Genomic DNA, 14,077 nt, shown 5'->3' on the forward strand with positions numbered 1-14,077 from the left:
CTCTCTTTTTATTTATTTGAGAGTTTTTACTTTGAAACTTAGAATCTCAAGTATATAATCTATTATCCATTTTCTTGTATAAATTATACTACTTTCTAACGACATTCCTTTTTTTAGATTTAAGGTATTTACATTTTTAGCGTCTATATTTCCGATTACTAGATAGTATTTATTTCCATCCTCTCTTACAATACTGTCTCTTGAAATTAACTCAATTTTTCCTTTTAAAGATATATTTTTCTTTTCATCAGGAAAATTAAGATGATAATTTATATTATTTCCTTTTTTTATTTTTGTTATATCCTTTTCTTCAACATAAATATTAATTTTATAATCGTTTTCAGAAGGAATAATTTTGGCTACATTTATATCAGAAGTCACAATATCTCCGTTATTAATCGGTGTCATAACCTCTAAATATCCTGAGATAGAAGCAACAACTTTTGTCCCTTTAATACTGTCGTTCATTGATTTTATTTTCATTTCTAATTCTTTTATCTCATTATTAAGCGTTATTTTTTCACTATTTTTTGATATCTGATACTCTATTTCTAATTTTTTCTTTCTCTTTTTTAGAATTGATAATTGATTTTGGCTTTTTTCATAATCAAATCTTGAAAGTCCGCCCACTTTATATAATTCTGAATTAGTATATACTGTTCTTTCCTGCTCTCCTATTTCAATATTTAATGAATCTAATTCTGATTGATGTGCTTGTTTTTTTGAAAGATAATTTGAAACAGAGGTGTCTTTATTGTATTTTCCACTTGAAATTGCGTTATAAAGATTTTTCTTTTCTGCTAGACTTTTTTCTAAATAATTCTTTTCAATAGAAAGAGAATTATTCTCTATTTCATACAACAAGTCCCCTTTATTTACTTTTTTCCCTTGGCTTATATTATTATTTTTAACTTTTCCAGTCATAACATTAACTACAACACTGCTATCTACCTTTGTTTCTAATGTTCCTGTTCCTTTTATCTTTAAATCTATTTTTCCAAAATAACTCCAAATTAAGAATGAAACGATAATAGTTAATATAAAGTATACTAATATCACATAAAATGAATTGATTTTTTTATTCGATAATTCTTTGACTGTTTCTATTTCATCATACTTGTAAACTTTAATTTTCATGAATATTTTCCTGCTCTTTCCATAGCGTATAATACTTATTCTTTAATTCTATCAACTCCTCATGAGTACCTGCTTCTATTATTTCCCCCTCATCAAGAACATAAATTCTGTCACATAAACGAATAGTACTTAAACGATGGGCAATTATTATTGTAGTCATATTAAATTCAGGATTGTTTAATGTTTTTTGAATAGCACTCTCTGTTATTGAATCAAGATTACTCGTAGCTTCATCCATTATTAAGATGTCAGGTTTTTTAAGTAGTGCTCTTAAAATAGACAACCTCTGTTTTTGCCCTGTCGATAAATTTGTTCCATTTTCCTCTATCATATAGTCAAATCTTTGTGGCAATTCATTTATAAATTCATAGGCATTCACTTTTTTAGATAATTCTATAACATCATCAATTTCTATTTCATCACTTAACATAAGGTTTTCTTTTATTGTTTTATTGAACAAAAACATATCCTGTGAAATATAAGATATTTTATTTCTTAAAAAAGTATTGTCTATATCTTTTAAATTAAAATTATTAATATTAATATCACCTTTTTCAAAATCGTAAAATTTAAGAATTAATTTAGCCAAAGTTGTTTTTCCGCTTCCTGATTCACCTACCAATGCGATTTTTTCGCCTTGCTTTATTTCCATATTAATATTTTTTAAAATTAACTCTCTTGTTCCATATCTAAAATTTAAGCCTTTTATCTCAATATCTCCTTTTAAATTTTGAGGAATCATTTTTTCATCACTTTGTTCTATATCTAAATCTATTATTTCTCCGAGTCTATCTGCTGATACTGTTGCAGTCTGAATAGTTGGCTGTAAACTTATCAAATTTTTTACTGGATTTGTAAAATATCCCAGCAAAGTATTAAATACCATCATTTCTCCCAATGCTAATTTTCCATTTATAACTTGGATTGCACCTACCCACATTATCAAAGTATTCCCTATTAGTTCTACAACACCCGATAAAAAAGTTAGTAAATTATAAATTTTACTTCTCTTAAATGAAGATTTTATAACTTTTAAATATTTAAATTCTGTTTCATCTTGTATATTTTTTTCAAGATCATATGCTTTTATAGTTTCTATTCCGTTTATGTTTTGAATTATAAAAGAAGTTAATTGTGAATTGTTTTCCAAAACATCATTATTTATTTTTTTTAAAATTTCTTTAAATGAAAATACAATCACAATATAAAGCAGTAATATAACTATTGAAACAAAAAATAAATACTGATTTTGGATATAAACAATTATTCCACCTGTAACAGCTGTTATAACATCTAGCATTAATGTTAGTATCGTTTCAGCTACCGCATCATTTATATTATCAGCATCAGAAAATCTCGATGTTATTTTTCCTGTTTTTCTTGTTGAAAAAAAATTCATTGGCAATTTTATTACATGATTATAATATCCTAGCAATATTGCTATATCTATTCTCTGTCCTAAAAATATTAGTAAATATCCCCTAAATATGCTAAGCAGCATTTGAATTATTTCAAGTATTACCATTCCCACAACCATTACAGTTAATGTAGTCATAAGTTCATCTTTTAAAATATAGTCTATTAGAAATTTAGAACTGAATGAAGTTACTATGCCAAGCACAGTATAAAGTATTGAGGCTAGAAATATATTAAACAAAAGACTTTTTTGATTTTTTAAAACATAAAAAAACCTGGTCAAAGAATTATCCTTTTCGTTTCTCTTCTGAAAATCTTTTTTAGGCTCAATTAAAAGCAAGATTCCAGTCCATATTTCAGAAAACTCTTTGTGAGAAAGTTTTTTTATTCCACTTTCAGGATCAGAAATAATAATTCTTTTATTGCTTACGTCATGAACAACTACATAATGCAAAAAATTATTTTTAGACTGAATATGTGCTATTATTGGAAAAGATACACTGTTATCAATTTTTTTATCCTCAACTTTCACAGCCTTTGAATCAAATCCTAAATAATCCAGTCCTTTTATCATTCCCGCAAGATTAGTTCCGTTTCTATCTGTTCCTGATATTTGCCGTAACTTGGCAATTGAAAAATTGGAATTATACTGCTTGGCTATTGTTAATATACAGGCAGGTCCACAATCCTTCTCATCCTTTTGTAAAACACAGCAATATCTTTTAAACATCGAAAAAATCTTTTTCCACCTCTCTTTCTTTAAAAATAAAGAGTTCCTAGAAACTAGAAACTCTCTATTTAATTTAAAATAATTTATAATTAAATAACAAGTTAGAAATTACAATAACAAGTATTACTAATAAATATAACGCATTATCCTTTACAAATTTAATAATATTTTTTCTATCTTCATTATTTAGTTTAAATATTGAAAATATTTCTTTATATTTTTTTCTTATTAGGCCTATAATAAAAATTATAATAAGAACAACTGTAAAGATTCCCATAGCTATCATTATATAATCATTATAATATAAATACTTTCCTAAATTTGCAATTATATTTAAAATTATATGTAATTTTATAGAATATTTTAGCGAATACCTGTAAGTAATATATGAAAGAATAATTCCTGCTAAAATTGTTCTTCCTATAGCATTTACGTTAATATGATAAAATCCAAATAGAACTGAATTCGTTATTATAGCTACTTTATATCCATACTTCATTAAGTTATTCATTAATATTCCACGAAATATAATTTCTTCTAATATGGGAGCTATTAAAGAACTTAATATAATATTAGTAATTATATAATAAGTTGTACTTTCATAATTATATATAATTTTGCTCTCATTATTATAAACAATTCGGGCATTTACCATTATAAAGTTTATAAATATCATTATACCCAAGTAAAATATAAAATTATTAAACCTTAAATTCTTTCGTTCAAAAAAATATTGATTTTCTTTCATAGTTTTTTTGAAATAAAATATTACTGGAAAAAATGACAGCAAATATGTTATAGTGTCTACAATATAATATACTTTTGAACTTTCAAAATATACAATACATTTTTCATTTATAATTTTAAATACTATGTAAAAAAAACTTATTAAACATAAAAATAATGGTATATTTTTAATTTTTTTCATAAATTTATCCTTTTTAAACCTAAAAATATTATTTTTAGTTCTTAATTTTATTTATATTTTCAATAACTAATATATAATATTTAAATTATTTAATTAATGTCTTTTACAACTATTCCAACTTTTACTTATTTGTTTTATGGCTTTTGACTTGTGATAGTCTTCTGCCTCTGATCTAACTGCTGCAATTGCAGGATGTTCTCCATTGGTTGGTCCAAATAAATAGTGAGCACCTGCATATTGTCCAACTCCTTTAAGTACTCCATCCCAATCCTTTTACATGTCTTTTTCTTTGCTCCACCATCGATTGTCATTAGTTCCACTTCATTTAATTCTGTGATTTTCATGTTTACCACCTCGTAAAATAAATTTTAATAATTTTTTTAATTATTAATGAATGCATTATACCCCCCCCCCCCCCGTATTTTGTCAAGTTAATTTTTGTTTAATTTTAAAATAGTTTAAAATTATAATTAGAAATCAAAAAAAGTTTAATTTCTTGTTTCAAATATGTTTAATATCAACATTTATAATAAATTTTTCTTTTTCAAAATTTAAAAACAAATTCACTTTCCTAATAAAAAAAATAAAGAGCTCCTAAAAACTAGAAACTCTCTATTTAATTTAAAATAATTTATAATTAAATAACAAGTTAAAAATTACAATAACAAATATTACCACTAAATATAGTAAAACTTCTATAAAAATGATCTAGAAATATGGTATAATAATATTATGGCATATGAAAAAGATTATAGGAAAAGAATTTTAAATTTTTATTACGAAAATGGAAAAACAAAAATGTTACTTCAATTCGGCATAAGCTCTGGCACATTGTACGGATGGATAAAGCTTAAGAGGGAGACAGGGGATCTTTCATCAAGAAAACGGAAAAGAAAATTTAAGGTGCTTGATCCTGAAAAACTTGACCAATATATGAAAAATCCCAAAAATGCAGATAAATACATCCGTGAAATAGCAAAGGATTTTGGCTGTGGAAAGGAGACAGTGAGAGTAGCACTGAAAAAATTAAGATATACTAGAAAAAAAACAGGCAAAATACAGGGAGCAGGACGAAATAAAAGTAAACGAATATTTAAAAAAATTATCAGAAGCAGGTTCAGACAGGGAAATAATCTATACCGATGAAACAGGGTTTGACGAATATTATTACCGGGAATACGGATGGAGCAAAAGGGGAGTCCCTATTGAAGGGAAAAGAAGCGGGTTAAGGTATTCAAGAATAAATCTGGTTGCTGGAAAAACAGGAAATAGATTGATAGGGAGCATGATATACAAGGAAACCATGGAAAGTGAATTTTTTGAAGAATGGTTCAGGAAGATATTTTTAAGAGATATTGAAAAATTAGGGAAGAGAGTTCTAATAGTTATGGATAATGCCAGATTTCACAGAAAGAATATATTAGAAAAGATAATTAAGGGAACGGGGCATTGTCTATTATTTCTTCCGCCGTATTCTCTGGATTTAAATCCAATAGAAAAAGTATGGGCTAATATCAAGAAGAAATTAAAAGAGATAACCCATAATTTTGATACACTGGAAGAAGCTGTTACTTCTGTTTTATTTGATAAATTAGTTCAATTTTAAATAGGTTTTGCTATATTATACCTTTCTCCCATATTTTGTCAAATTAATTTTTTATTTAATTTTCAATCAGTTTAAAATTATAGCAAAATAGGAGCTTCTGAACATACAGAAACTCCCCTTCTAACACAATATTAAAAATTACCTATTCAGTCTAATTAAAAAACTTAAACAAATACTTTCCACCTAAGCCAATAACAGCACCTATCGCTGCTGCAGTCAATAATCCTGGAATCCAACCGTACATATTAATAACTTTACTTCCAAGTATGGAAGAAATTACAGAGGTTACTATAATTAATAAATTTTGATATTTTTTACTGCTCACAATTTTTACCTTCACCAACGATATTTTAATTTATTTTATCCTTCTGCGTATATATTACTCTAATTTAAATATTTTGTCAAATTACTTATTAATTAGGACAGAGTAAAATAGTTAGGGGTAAATAAAAAATCTTATTTTAAGTTTTTCATTCAATCCAGAAAGTTACTAAAATAATTTTTTCTTTTTTAAGCAGAAGTGCTCATCGCCGCACCTCTGCACCCCGGCAAGGCTCAAGACATTTTTATGCACTGCCAAAAAACTCGCTTTCGCTCAGACAGTTTTGTCAGCACATAAAAATGCTCCGACGGTTTAAATTTTACTACCATAGAAAAAGTGTCGTGATTTTTTTGGAGTAAAGACGACTGTTTGAGCACGTTTAGTGCGAGTTTCGGCTTTGCTTCAAAAAAATGCTTAGACGAGCGTGGGGATTATAAGGGGAAATGGCGGTCCTTTCCCCTTATGTAAAAAATAAAAAAATAATATTAAACAAAATAACATCTTGTAATCAAGAATAACTTAAAAAATTTAAAATTAAAAATTTGCCCCTAAAATTTTTAAACCATCTTTTTCAATCCCACACTTGACAAAGAGCCTAAAAATAATATACAATACAAATAAAGTGTCTTAAAAATAAAACTTAAAAATAATAACTGTTTTTTATTTATATAGTATCGTCTATTTAATTCCAAAAATTCATTATAAATAAATTTAGTTTGTATAATAAAAAAATTGAAAGAGAGTGCTATGATAAGAACTGATAAGGAAAAATTTCTAGAAAAAATTAAAGAAAATATTGATATTGAAAACTTAAAAGGAGATGGAAAAATATTTTCATATGTAAACAGAAACTACCTCGTAGGAGATAATAAAAAATATATGAATATGTATAATAAATTATCATTCTGGTATGATTTTGGTGAAAAATGGATAGGATTGTTCAGATACGGAAATACAATTTCCGAAATGAGAAAAAATCTTATGAAACATCTGGAATGGAGAAATGGCATTTCTGTTTTATATGTTTCTATCGGTACGGGAAAGGATTTAAATTTTATTCCACAGAATGTTGATTTAAAATCTTTAGATTTTACAGGTATAGACATTTCCTATGGCATGTTAAAAAAATGTCAATCCATCTGGAAAAAAAGGACGAATCTTACATTAGTAAATTGCTGTGCTGAAGATTTACCTTTTAAAGACAATGTTTTTGATATTGTTTTTCATGTGGGAGGAATTAATTTTTTTACTAATAAGGCTCTGGCTATAAAAGAAATGATTCGTGTATCAAAACCTGGTTCAAAGATAATGATAGCGGATGAAACCGCAGATTTTATTGGAACTCAATATAAAAAAAGTATTTTTACAAAAAATTACTATAAAAATACAGATTTTGATTTAAGCGAAATCCAGAAATGTATACCTGAAGGTGTAAAAGAAAAGAAAACAGATTTTTTATGGAACAACAGATTTTATTGTATTACATTCAGAAAATAGAGACAAAATAGAAAAACAGCACCTTCAATATCAAATTTAAGATAGGAAGAAAGTTCCATTTTATCAAATAAAACAGAGGGAAAATTTTAAATGAAATGTATAATATTGAACTGAAACAGTACATTTCATAATGTTTCATAAAAAGTGATATTTACTCTTGCAATTTACCTTAGGATTTGTCAATAATATTATACTTTTTTCATGCGTTTATTGCGCTAATGCAAGCAGACCCGCAATCCTTTTTATTTTTTTGTAAAACACAGCAATATATTTTAAATATCGAAAAAATCTTCTTCATCTCTCTTTCTTTAAAAATAAAGAGCTCCTAAAAACTAGAAACTCTACTATTTAATTTAAAATAATTTATAATTAAATAACAAATTAGAAATTACGATAACAAGTATTACAAGTAAGTATAATAAATTATTTTTTATAAAAGTAACTAGACTTTTTCTATCTTCAATGTCTAATTTTAAGATTGAAAACATTTCCTTGTATTGTTCTTTTGCAAGTCCAATTACCAAAAATATTAGTAAAAAAATAACTAAAAATATGAAAAATAAACCAATTGACACTATAAGTATTTCAATTTTGGAAAATATTACAACCTGCGATATCTTTGTTAATGTATTTAATAAGAAGTGTAGCAAGATAGAATATTTTAATGAATATTTGTAAGCAATATAAGAAAAAATAATTCCTGTTAAGATTGCTGGAATAATCATATTTATATTAGAATGAGATACTCCAAAGAGAATTGAATTTACAATTATTGCCGTTTTAATGCCATACTTTTTCAAATTATTCATTATAACTCCACGGAATACCATTTCTTCTAGTATAGGTGCCACACACAGCGTCATTATTATATCAATATACAAAGGTTCTTCCACTAAAGTTGTCTGTTCTTTAAATTTAAATGTTAATGTAGTTAGTATATGGGAAATGTTTCCTACCCAAAAAGCTAATGCAAAATATATGCTAAAATTTCTTATATTTAATCTTTCGTCTGTTTTAAAATATTTATATTTTTTATAAGTTTTTATAAAATAATATATTATTGGAAAACTGAGTATCCATCTATGTATTCTAAATATGAATACATATTGAAATATTTTATTATCTGTAACTAGCGTTTTATTATTTACAAAAATCATAAAGACGAGATAAAATATATAAACTATAAATAAAACTAGAAAACTCTCTTTTTTTGTATCTACCTTTAAATTTCTTCTTTTTTTCACTTGCTACTGCCTCCAACTGCTTTTTTTTTGATGTAGAGTTTACTTTAAAACTAGATTTAAGAATTATAACTTGCTAAATAATTAAAAAAGTTATAAAACTAATGTTAGATTCAAAAATTACAAAATCTAAAAAAAGACACTTAATTTTTAAAATTAAATTTATTCAAACGAAATCACTAATTTCTTTCCAAATGCAGCTGCCAATTTTTTTAATGTTTTTAGTGAAGGATTTGCATTTCCGTTTTCGATTTTACTTATATCTCTTTGTGTTATTCCAGTTAAGTCTGACAATTCCTTTTGTGTGATATTTTTATCCTTTCTTGCTTCAACAATTTCTTTTATAATTTGAAACTCTGCTTCAAGACTTTCATATTCTTTTCTAAATTCTTCATCTTTTAATTGTTCATTCAAAAAATCTTTGAAATATCTACTCATATTTTTCACTCCTCGTTATATTTTATATGATATAACATATATTTCCAAGAATTTTTAATAACTTTTTTTCATAATCCCAACTACATCTCTAACTTCATCAACTTTTTTAGTTGCAATTTCTCTCGCTTTTAACGCACCTTTTTTCAATATTTCGTTTACATAATCCATATTTTGCAAAAGTTCTTCTCTTTTTTTCTGAAATGGCGCAAAATAATCCATAAATTTGTCAAATAATTCAGTTTTTGCATGTCCGTAACCAAAATTTCCAGCTAAAAATTTTTCTTTTAATGCATTTACTTCTTCTTCGGTAGCAAATAGTGAATATAGTTTTGTTATGTTGTTATCTGGATTTTTAGGCTCTTCTAATGGTGTAGAATCTGTTACTATGTTCATTATTTGTTTTTTTAGCTGTTTTTTTGAGCCAAACATATTTATTACATTTCCGTATGATTTGCTCATTTTATCTCCGTCTGTTCCTGGAACTGTTGCCACATTTTCAACTATTTTTTCTTTTGGCAATTTAAAAACTTCTTTTCCGTAAGTTTCGTTAAATTTTATCGCTATGTCTCTTGTTATTTCAACATGCTGCTTCTGATCTTTTCCAACGGGAACTATGTCTGGTGAGTAAATTAGAATGTCACTTGCCATAAGTACAGGATAAGTAAATAATCCCACATTTGGTTTTATTCCTTTGGCAGTTTTATCTTTATAAGAATGAGCTCTTTCTAAAAGTCCCATCGGTGTTACATTTGATAAAATCCAAGAAAGTTCTGTATGTTCGGGAACATCTGATTGCAAAAAAAGCGTTGACTTTTCAGGATTTAACCCCAAAGCCAAATAATCTAAGATGACATTTATTGTATTGTTTTTTAAATCTTCTCCTTTAGGAGAGGATGTCAAGGCATGATAATTAGCTAAAAAATAAAATCCTTCGTATTCATCTTGCAATTCCACAAATTGTTTAATCGCACCAAAATAATTTCCAATATGCAACACTCCACTGGGCTGAATTCCAGATAAACTTCTTTTCATAAAAACCTCCATAGTAATTTTTTATTTTATAAAGTATTATAACACTAAAAAATTTTTTTGTAAAATTTTTACCCCGTCTCATTTCTTTTATATTTTGAAAAAATATTAAAAAATGTTATACTATTTTTAAGAATAAAAAATTTTAAATTTTAATATTATAAAGAAAGGAGAGATTTTAGTTTTGAAAAGGAAAAATGTGATTTATTTTTTGATGATGTTTATTTTTCTTTCAACTTTGACTTTTTCTGATGAAAATGGGGTTTTTTTAGAAAATCCGAAAGAAAATCTTGAGAAAATTTCTGAAAATGGGGACATTAAAAAAGATGATTTTGAAAAAGTTAAGAAAAAAGATTTTTTGGAAAAAAATAAAATAAATAGAAGTGAAATACCACAAAAAGATAAAAAAATAGGACTTGCACTTAGCGGTGGGACTGCGAAAGGGTTAGCGCATATCGGGATTTTGAAGGTTTTGGACGAGGAAAAAGTGCCTGTGGAATTTGTGACAGGGACAAGCATGGGAAGTATTATTGCAGGGATGTACAGCGTTGGGTACACTCCGGAAGAAATTGAAGAAATTGCTGAAAGTATGGACTGGATGGGATTATTTAGTGATAAGATTGAGCGACGTGACAAAGGTTTGACCCGGAATATGATTGAAGATCAAAATTCGATTGTTTTACCACTTGGGAAAAAAGCCATGCCTAAATTGCCTGTTGGTGTGGTTGGTGGGAAAACTGCAAGTCAGCAGTTAAACGAGCTTTTTTATGGTGCAATAGGAATTAACGATTTTTCAAAATTTCCAAAAAAATTTGCAGCTGTCGCGACGGACTTGAATTCGGGAGAAGGGGTTATGATCACAAAAGGTTCAATTGCAACAGCTATTCGTGCAAGTTTATCACTCCCTTCAATATTTGCGCCAGTTAGAAGTGGTGATAGGCTCTATATTGATGGTGGAGTGGTCAGAAATTTACCGGTGCAGGATTTGAAAGTTTTGGGAGCTGATTATACGATTGGAGTTAATGTTGGAGACGGATTTGTAAAAAGAGATGAAAATAAGATGAACTTAATTGACGTAATAACAGATTCATCTACAATTGCGGGTAGACAGGAAGTTGAGCGTCAAATTAGAATGCTCGATTTGTATATGAAACCGGATTTAGAAAAATTTGAATCGTATGATTTTTCAAAAGTCAAGGAAATTATTGCAGCGGGAGAAAAGATTGCAAGAGATAATATAGATAAAATAAGAGAATTGTCAAATCCTAAACTTTATGATGAACTCGAAGAAAAAAGAAAAGCGTTTAGAAAGACGTGGACGGATGAATACAAAATCACCTCTATAGACATAGAAGGAAATAAAAAGTACAAAGACAGTTATTTTAAAAAATTTTTACCTAAAAAACTTGGGAATATGAATCGTCTTGAAATGGAAGATATTGTAAATGAAATTTATCAAAATGGAAATTTCACAACTGTATATTATGAAGTGAAAAATGATAAGCTTGTAATCAATGTTCAAGAAAAACCAAGCGATTATATAACTTTAACAGGAAATGTGAACAATGAGGACAAAGCGACGATTACTCTTGGATTTCAAGGAAATAAAGTTATTGGTAATATGAATGCCAGATATGCGTTAAATGGAATAGTAGCTGATGAGTATGGCTTTAATAACAGTGTGATTTTAGAGCTTGGAAAAAATGATAAAGCCTTGATTTTTGGAAATATGGACTACAAAAGAGATGTGATTCACAATCAAAATGCTGGAAATGGCTATTATAACTTTGAAAATAAAAAATTTAATGTTGGAATAGGAGTAGGATTTCAAATTTCAAAAAATCTGTTATTATCTGGCGGTGGCGGTTACCAGATTTCAGATGTCAGAAAAAATGAAGACAACAGTAAAAATGGAAAAAAGAAATTTCCATATTTTGAAACAAGTTTGACTTATGATACAAGAGATTCGATAGAATCGCCAACAAAAGGAATTTATCTAACTTCAAAGTACACTTTTGCGAATTCAAAAGATGCGGATTTTAACGCTCTATATCAAACAGGAGAGATAAATATTCCAATTGGTGAAAAAATAACAATTACACCAAAAGTGTCATATTTAACAGTAAAAGGGGATGACATACCTGAAACATATGAGCCTAAATTAGGTGGAATAAAAACAGAAGATAATTCACTTGAATTTTTTGGACTTCCTACGGATAAAGTCAGAGGAGAGAGCATATTTGTTGGAAGTGTAAAGCTTCAATACAATATTTCTAAACATATATATGTGGATACGATGTATTCAAGAGCTTATATTTCAGATGAAGGATTTGATTTTGGAAGTCAAAGAAAAGAGAGCTATAAATTTGGATTTGGAGTGAAAACTCCGCTTGGACCAGGATACTTTGGACTTGCAAAGGTTCCAGGAGAAAGTCTGCGGTATATATTAAATTTTGGATATAAGCCGCAGTAGTCCGAAAGTTAAGTTTTGACTAATTTTAGAAATAAAAAAATAAGGAGAAGTTTTATGATTATAAGAAACGCGAAGATTTTTGATGGAGAAAAATTTATTGAAAAAGATACAGTTCTTGTGGAAAATAAAATTATAAAAAAGGTTTTAAATTTTGATGAATTGACAGGAGAAGAATTGGAGAGTAATGAAATAGTTGATATAAATGGAATGACGTTGTCGCCAGGGTTTATTGATTTGCAGATAAATGGATGTGGCGGAGTGCTATTTAACGATGATATTTCTGAAAAAGGTTTAAAAATAATGAATGAAACTAATAAAAAATCTGGTTGTACTTCATTTTTGCCAACGTTAATCACATCTCCTGATGAAAAAATTTTAGGTGCGCTAAAGGTTTTGAAAAATATAAAAAATTTGGAGGAAATCGGAGTTCTGGGGCTTCATATTGAAGGGCCTTATATAAACGTAGAAAAAAAAGGAATTCATAGACCTGAATATATAAGAGTGCTATCAGATGAAATTGTTCAAAAAATCGCAGACGCTGGAAGAAAAATAACAAGAATTATTACAATTGCGCCTGAAAAAGCTAAAATAAAGCATTTGGAAATTTTAAGAAAAGCTGGAATTAAAATAAATATGGGACATTCTAACGCAACTTATGATGAATGTGAAGAAAAAAAAGAGTATTATGACGGAGCAACTCATCTATACAATGCAATGAGTCCACTGGAATCACGAAATCCAGGAGTCGTGGGATTTTTATTTAATGATAGCAGACTTAGCGCTGGTATTATTGTGGATGGGCTTCATTCTAAGTTTTGTGCTGTTGAAATTGCTAAAAAAATTATGAAAGAGCGATTATATCTAGTAACTGATGCAGTTAGTCCAGCGGGAACAACTGATATGAAAGAATTTATGTTTGAAGGTAACAAAGTTTTGTGCGTCGATGGCAAATGGGTTTCATCTAGTGGAACTTTGGGCGGCTCAACTCTTGTCATGAGTGAAGGTGTGAAAAACTTGGTCAAGTATGTAAATCAGCCTTTGGAAGAAGCACTAAAAATGGCAACTTCTTATCCAGCCAAATTTATTTCGGTAAATGACAGATATGGCTATATAAAAGAAGGATATATTGCTGATTTGACTTATTTTGATGGAAATTTTAATGTGAAAGGTACAATTTCCAAAGGAAATCTTCAAAAATATTAAAAAATTTTTGTTTTATTGTTGCTTTTTTTTAAATTGAGGGTATAATTAAAATGTCAA

13 protein-coding genes are annotated in these 14,077 nt (G+C 27.6%); 5 read left to right on the forward strand and 8 right to left on the reverse strand.

Annotated features, from left to right (window positions below; genetic code table 11):
• Positions 1 to 12: 12 nt before the first annotated feature.
• From AXF11_RS09500 to AXF11_RS09515, 4 genes are all read right to left on the reverse strand, one after another.
• A complete protein-coding gene (locus tag AXF11_RS09500; RefSeq protein WP_068157593.1) occupies positions 13 to 1,137 on the reverse strand; it encodes an HlyD family secretion protein in 1,125 nt (374 codons plus the stop codon).
• Positions 1,127 to 3,283 (reverse strand): peptidase domain-containing ABC transporter, encoded by a 2,157-nt coding sequence (locus AXF11_RS09505; protein ID WP_068157596.1) that lies wholly within the window; start codon positions 3,281 to 3,283, stop codon positions 1,127 to 1,129. The genes AXF11_RS09500 and AXF11_RS09505 overlap by 11 nt, the downstream gene beginning before the upstream one ends.
• Before the next feature lie 73 nt (positions 3,284 to 3,356).
• Positions 3,357 to 4,211 (reverse strand): CPBP family intramembrane glutamic endopeptidase, encoded by an 855-nt coding sequence (locus tag AXF11_RS09510; protein WP_068157599.1) that lies wholly within the window; start codon positions 4,209 to 4,211, stop codon positions 3,357 to 3,359.
• A gap of 134 nt (positions 4,212 to 4,345) precedes the next feature.
• Entirely contained in the window at positions 4,346 to 4,555 is a 210-nt protein-coding gene (locus AXF11_RS09515) for a hypothetical protein (RefSeq protein WP_068157602.1), read from the reverse strand.
• A gap of 388 nt (positions 4,556 to 4,943) precedes the next feature.
• Here AXF11_RS09515 and AXF11_RS10945 point away from each other — a divergent pair, with 388 nt between their 5' ends.
• Both AXF11_RS10945 and AXF11_RS10950 read left to right on the forward strand, forming a co-directional pair.
• Positions 4,944 to 5,357, forward strand: a complete 414-nt coding sequence (locus AXF11_RS10945; RefSeq protein WP_068157605.1) for an IS630 transposase-related protein — start codon at positions 4,944 to 4,946, stop codon at positions 5,355 to 5,357.
• On the forward strand, positions 5,287 to 5,817 hold the full coding sequence (locus AXF11_RS10950) for an IS630 family transposase (protein WP_231724790.1): 531 nt from the start codon (positions 5,287 to 5,289) through the stop codon (positions 5,815 to 5,817). Before AXF11_RS10945 ends, AXF11_RS10950 begins: the two co-directional genes overlap by 71 nt.
• Positions 5,818 to 5,968: 151 nt before the next feature.
• Here AXF11_RS10950 and AXF11_RS09530 read toward each other — a convergent pair whose 3' ends face one another.
• On the reverse strand, positions 5,969 to 6,157 hold the full coding sequence (locus AXF11_RS09530; protein ID WP_231724702.1) for a glycerol transporter: 189 nt from the start codon (positions 6,155 to 6,157) through the stop codon (positions 5,969 to 5,971).
• A 729-nt stretch (positions 6,158 to 6,886) separates the two neighbouring features.
• Here AXF11_RS09530 and AXF11_RS09535 point away from each other — a divergent pair.
• Complete coding sequence (locus AXF11_RS09535) at positions 6,887 to 7,636, forward strand: class I SAM-dependent methyltransferase (protein WP_068157613.1); 750 nt, start codon at positions 6,887 to 6,889, stop codon at positions 7,634 to 7,636.
• Positions 7,637 to 7,989: 353 nt separating this feature from the next.
• On the opposite strand, the gene AXF11_RS09540 is transcribed toward AXF11_RS09535, so the two are convergent.
• From AXF11_RS09540 to trpS, 3 genes are all read right to left on the reverse strand, one after another.
• Positions 7,990 to 8,880 (reverse strand): CPBP family intramembrane glutamic endopeptidase, encoded by an 891-nt coding sequence (locus AXF11_RS09540; protein ID WP_068157616.1) that lies wholly within the window; start codon positions 8,878 to 8,880, stop codon positions 7,990 to 7,992.
• A 159-nt stretch (positions 8,881 to 9,039) separates the two neighbouring features.
• Positions 9,040 to 9,315: a helix-turn-helix domain-containing protein gene (locus tag AXF11_RS09545; RefSeq protein WP_068157619.1), complete on the reverse strand. Its 276-nt coding sequence runs from the start codon at positions 9,313 to 9,315 to the stop codon at positions 9,040 to 9,042.
• A 54-nt stretch (positions 9,316 to 9,369) separates the two neighbouring features.
• Positions 9,370 to 10,347, reverse strand: coding sequence for a tryptophan--tRNA ligase (gene trpS / locus AXF11_RS09550; RefSeq protein ID WP_068157621.1), 978 nt, complete (start codon positions 10,345 to 10,347; stop codon positions 9,370 to 9,372).
• Positions 10,348 to 10,528: 181 nt separating this feature from the next.
• Here trpS and AXF11_RS09555 point away from each other — a divergent pair, with 181 nt between their 5' ends.
• Positions 10,529 to 12,817: a patatin-like phospholipase family protein gene (locus tag AXF11_RS09555; protein WP_231724703.1), complete on the forward strand. Its 2,289-nt coding sequence runs from the start codon at positions 10,529 to 10,531 to the stop codon at positions 12,815 to 12,817.
• A gap of 54 nt (positions 12,818 to 12,871) precedes the next feature.
• Positions 12,872 to 14,020, forward strand: coding sequence for an N-acetylglucosamine-6-phosphate deacetylase (gene nagA / locus AXF11_RS09560; protein WP_068157624.1), 1,149 nt, complete (start codon positions 12,872 to 12,874; stop codon positions 14,018 to 14,020).
• The last annotated feature ends 57 nt before the right edge of the window (positions 14,021 to 14,077 follow it).

Origin of the sequence: Leptotrichia sp. oral taxon 847 (assembly GCF_001553645.1) — a bacterium.
Lineage (GTDB): Bacteria > Fusobacteriota > Fusobacteriia > Fusobacteriales > Leptotrichiaceae > Leptotrichia.

Excerpts from the sequence above, each read along its gene's own strand:
- AXF11_RS09545 (WP_068157619.1), bottom strand. The coding sequence starts at position 9,315 with ATGAGTAGATATTTCAAAGATTTTTTGAATGAACAATTAAAAGATGAA.
- AXF11_RS09505 (WP_068157596.1), bottom strand. The coding sequence starts at position 3,283 with ATGTTTAAAAGATATTGCTGTGTTTTACAAAAGGATGAGAAGGATTGT.
- AXF11_RS09510 (WP_068157599.1), bottom strand. The coding sequence starts at position 4,211 with ATGAAAAAAATTAAAAATATACCATTATTTTTATGTTTAATAAGTTTT.
- AXF11_RS09515 (WP_068157602.1), bottom strand. The coding sequence starts at position 4,555 with ATGAAAATCACAGAATTAAATGAAGTGGAACTAATGACAATCGATGGT.
- nagA (WP_068157624.1), top strand. The coding sequence starts at position 12,872 with ATGATTATAAGAAACGCGAAGATTTTTGATGGAGAAAAATTTATTGAA.
- trpS (WP_068157621.1), bottom strand. The coding sequence starts at position 10,347 with ATGAAAAGAAGTTTATCTGGAATTCAGCCCAGTGGAGTGTTGCATATT.
- AXF11_RS09500 (WP_068157593.1), bottom strand. The coding sequence starts at position 1,137 with ATGAAAATTAAAGTTTACAAGTATGATGAAATAGAAACAGTCAAAGAA.
- AXF11_RS09535 (WP_068157613.1), top strand. The coding sequence starts at position 6,887 with ATGATAAGAACTGATAAGGAAAAATTTCTAGAAAAAATTAAAGAAAAT.
- AXF11_RS10945 (WP_068157605.1), top strand. The coding sequence starts at position 4,944 with ATGGCATATGAAAAAGATTATAGGAAAAGAATTTTAAATTTTTATTAC.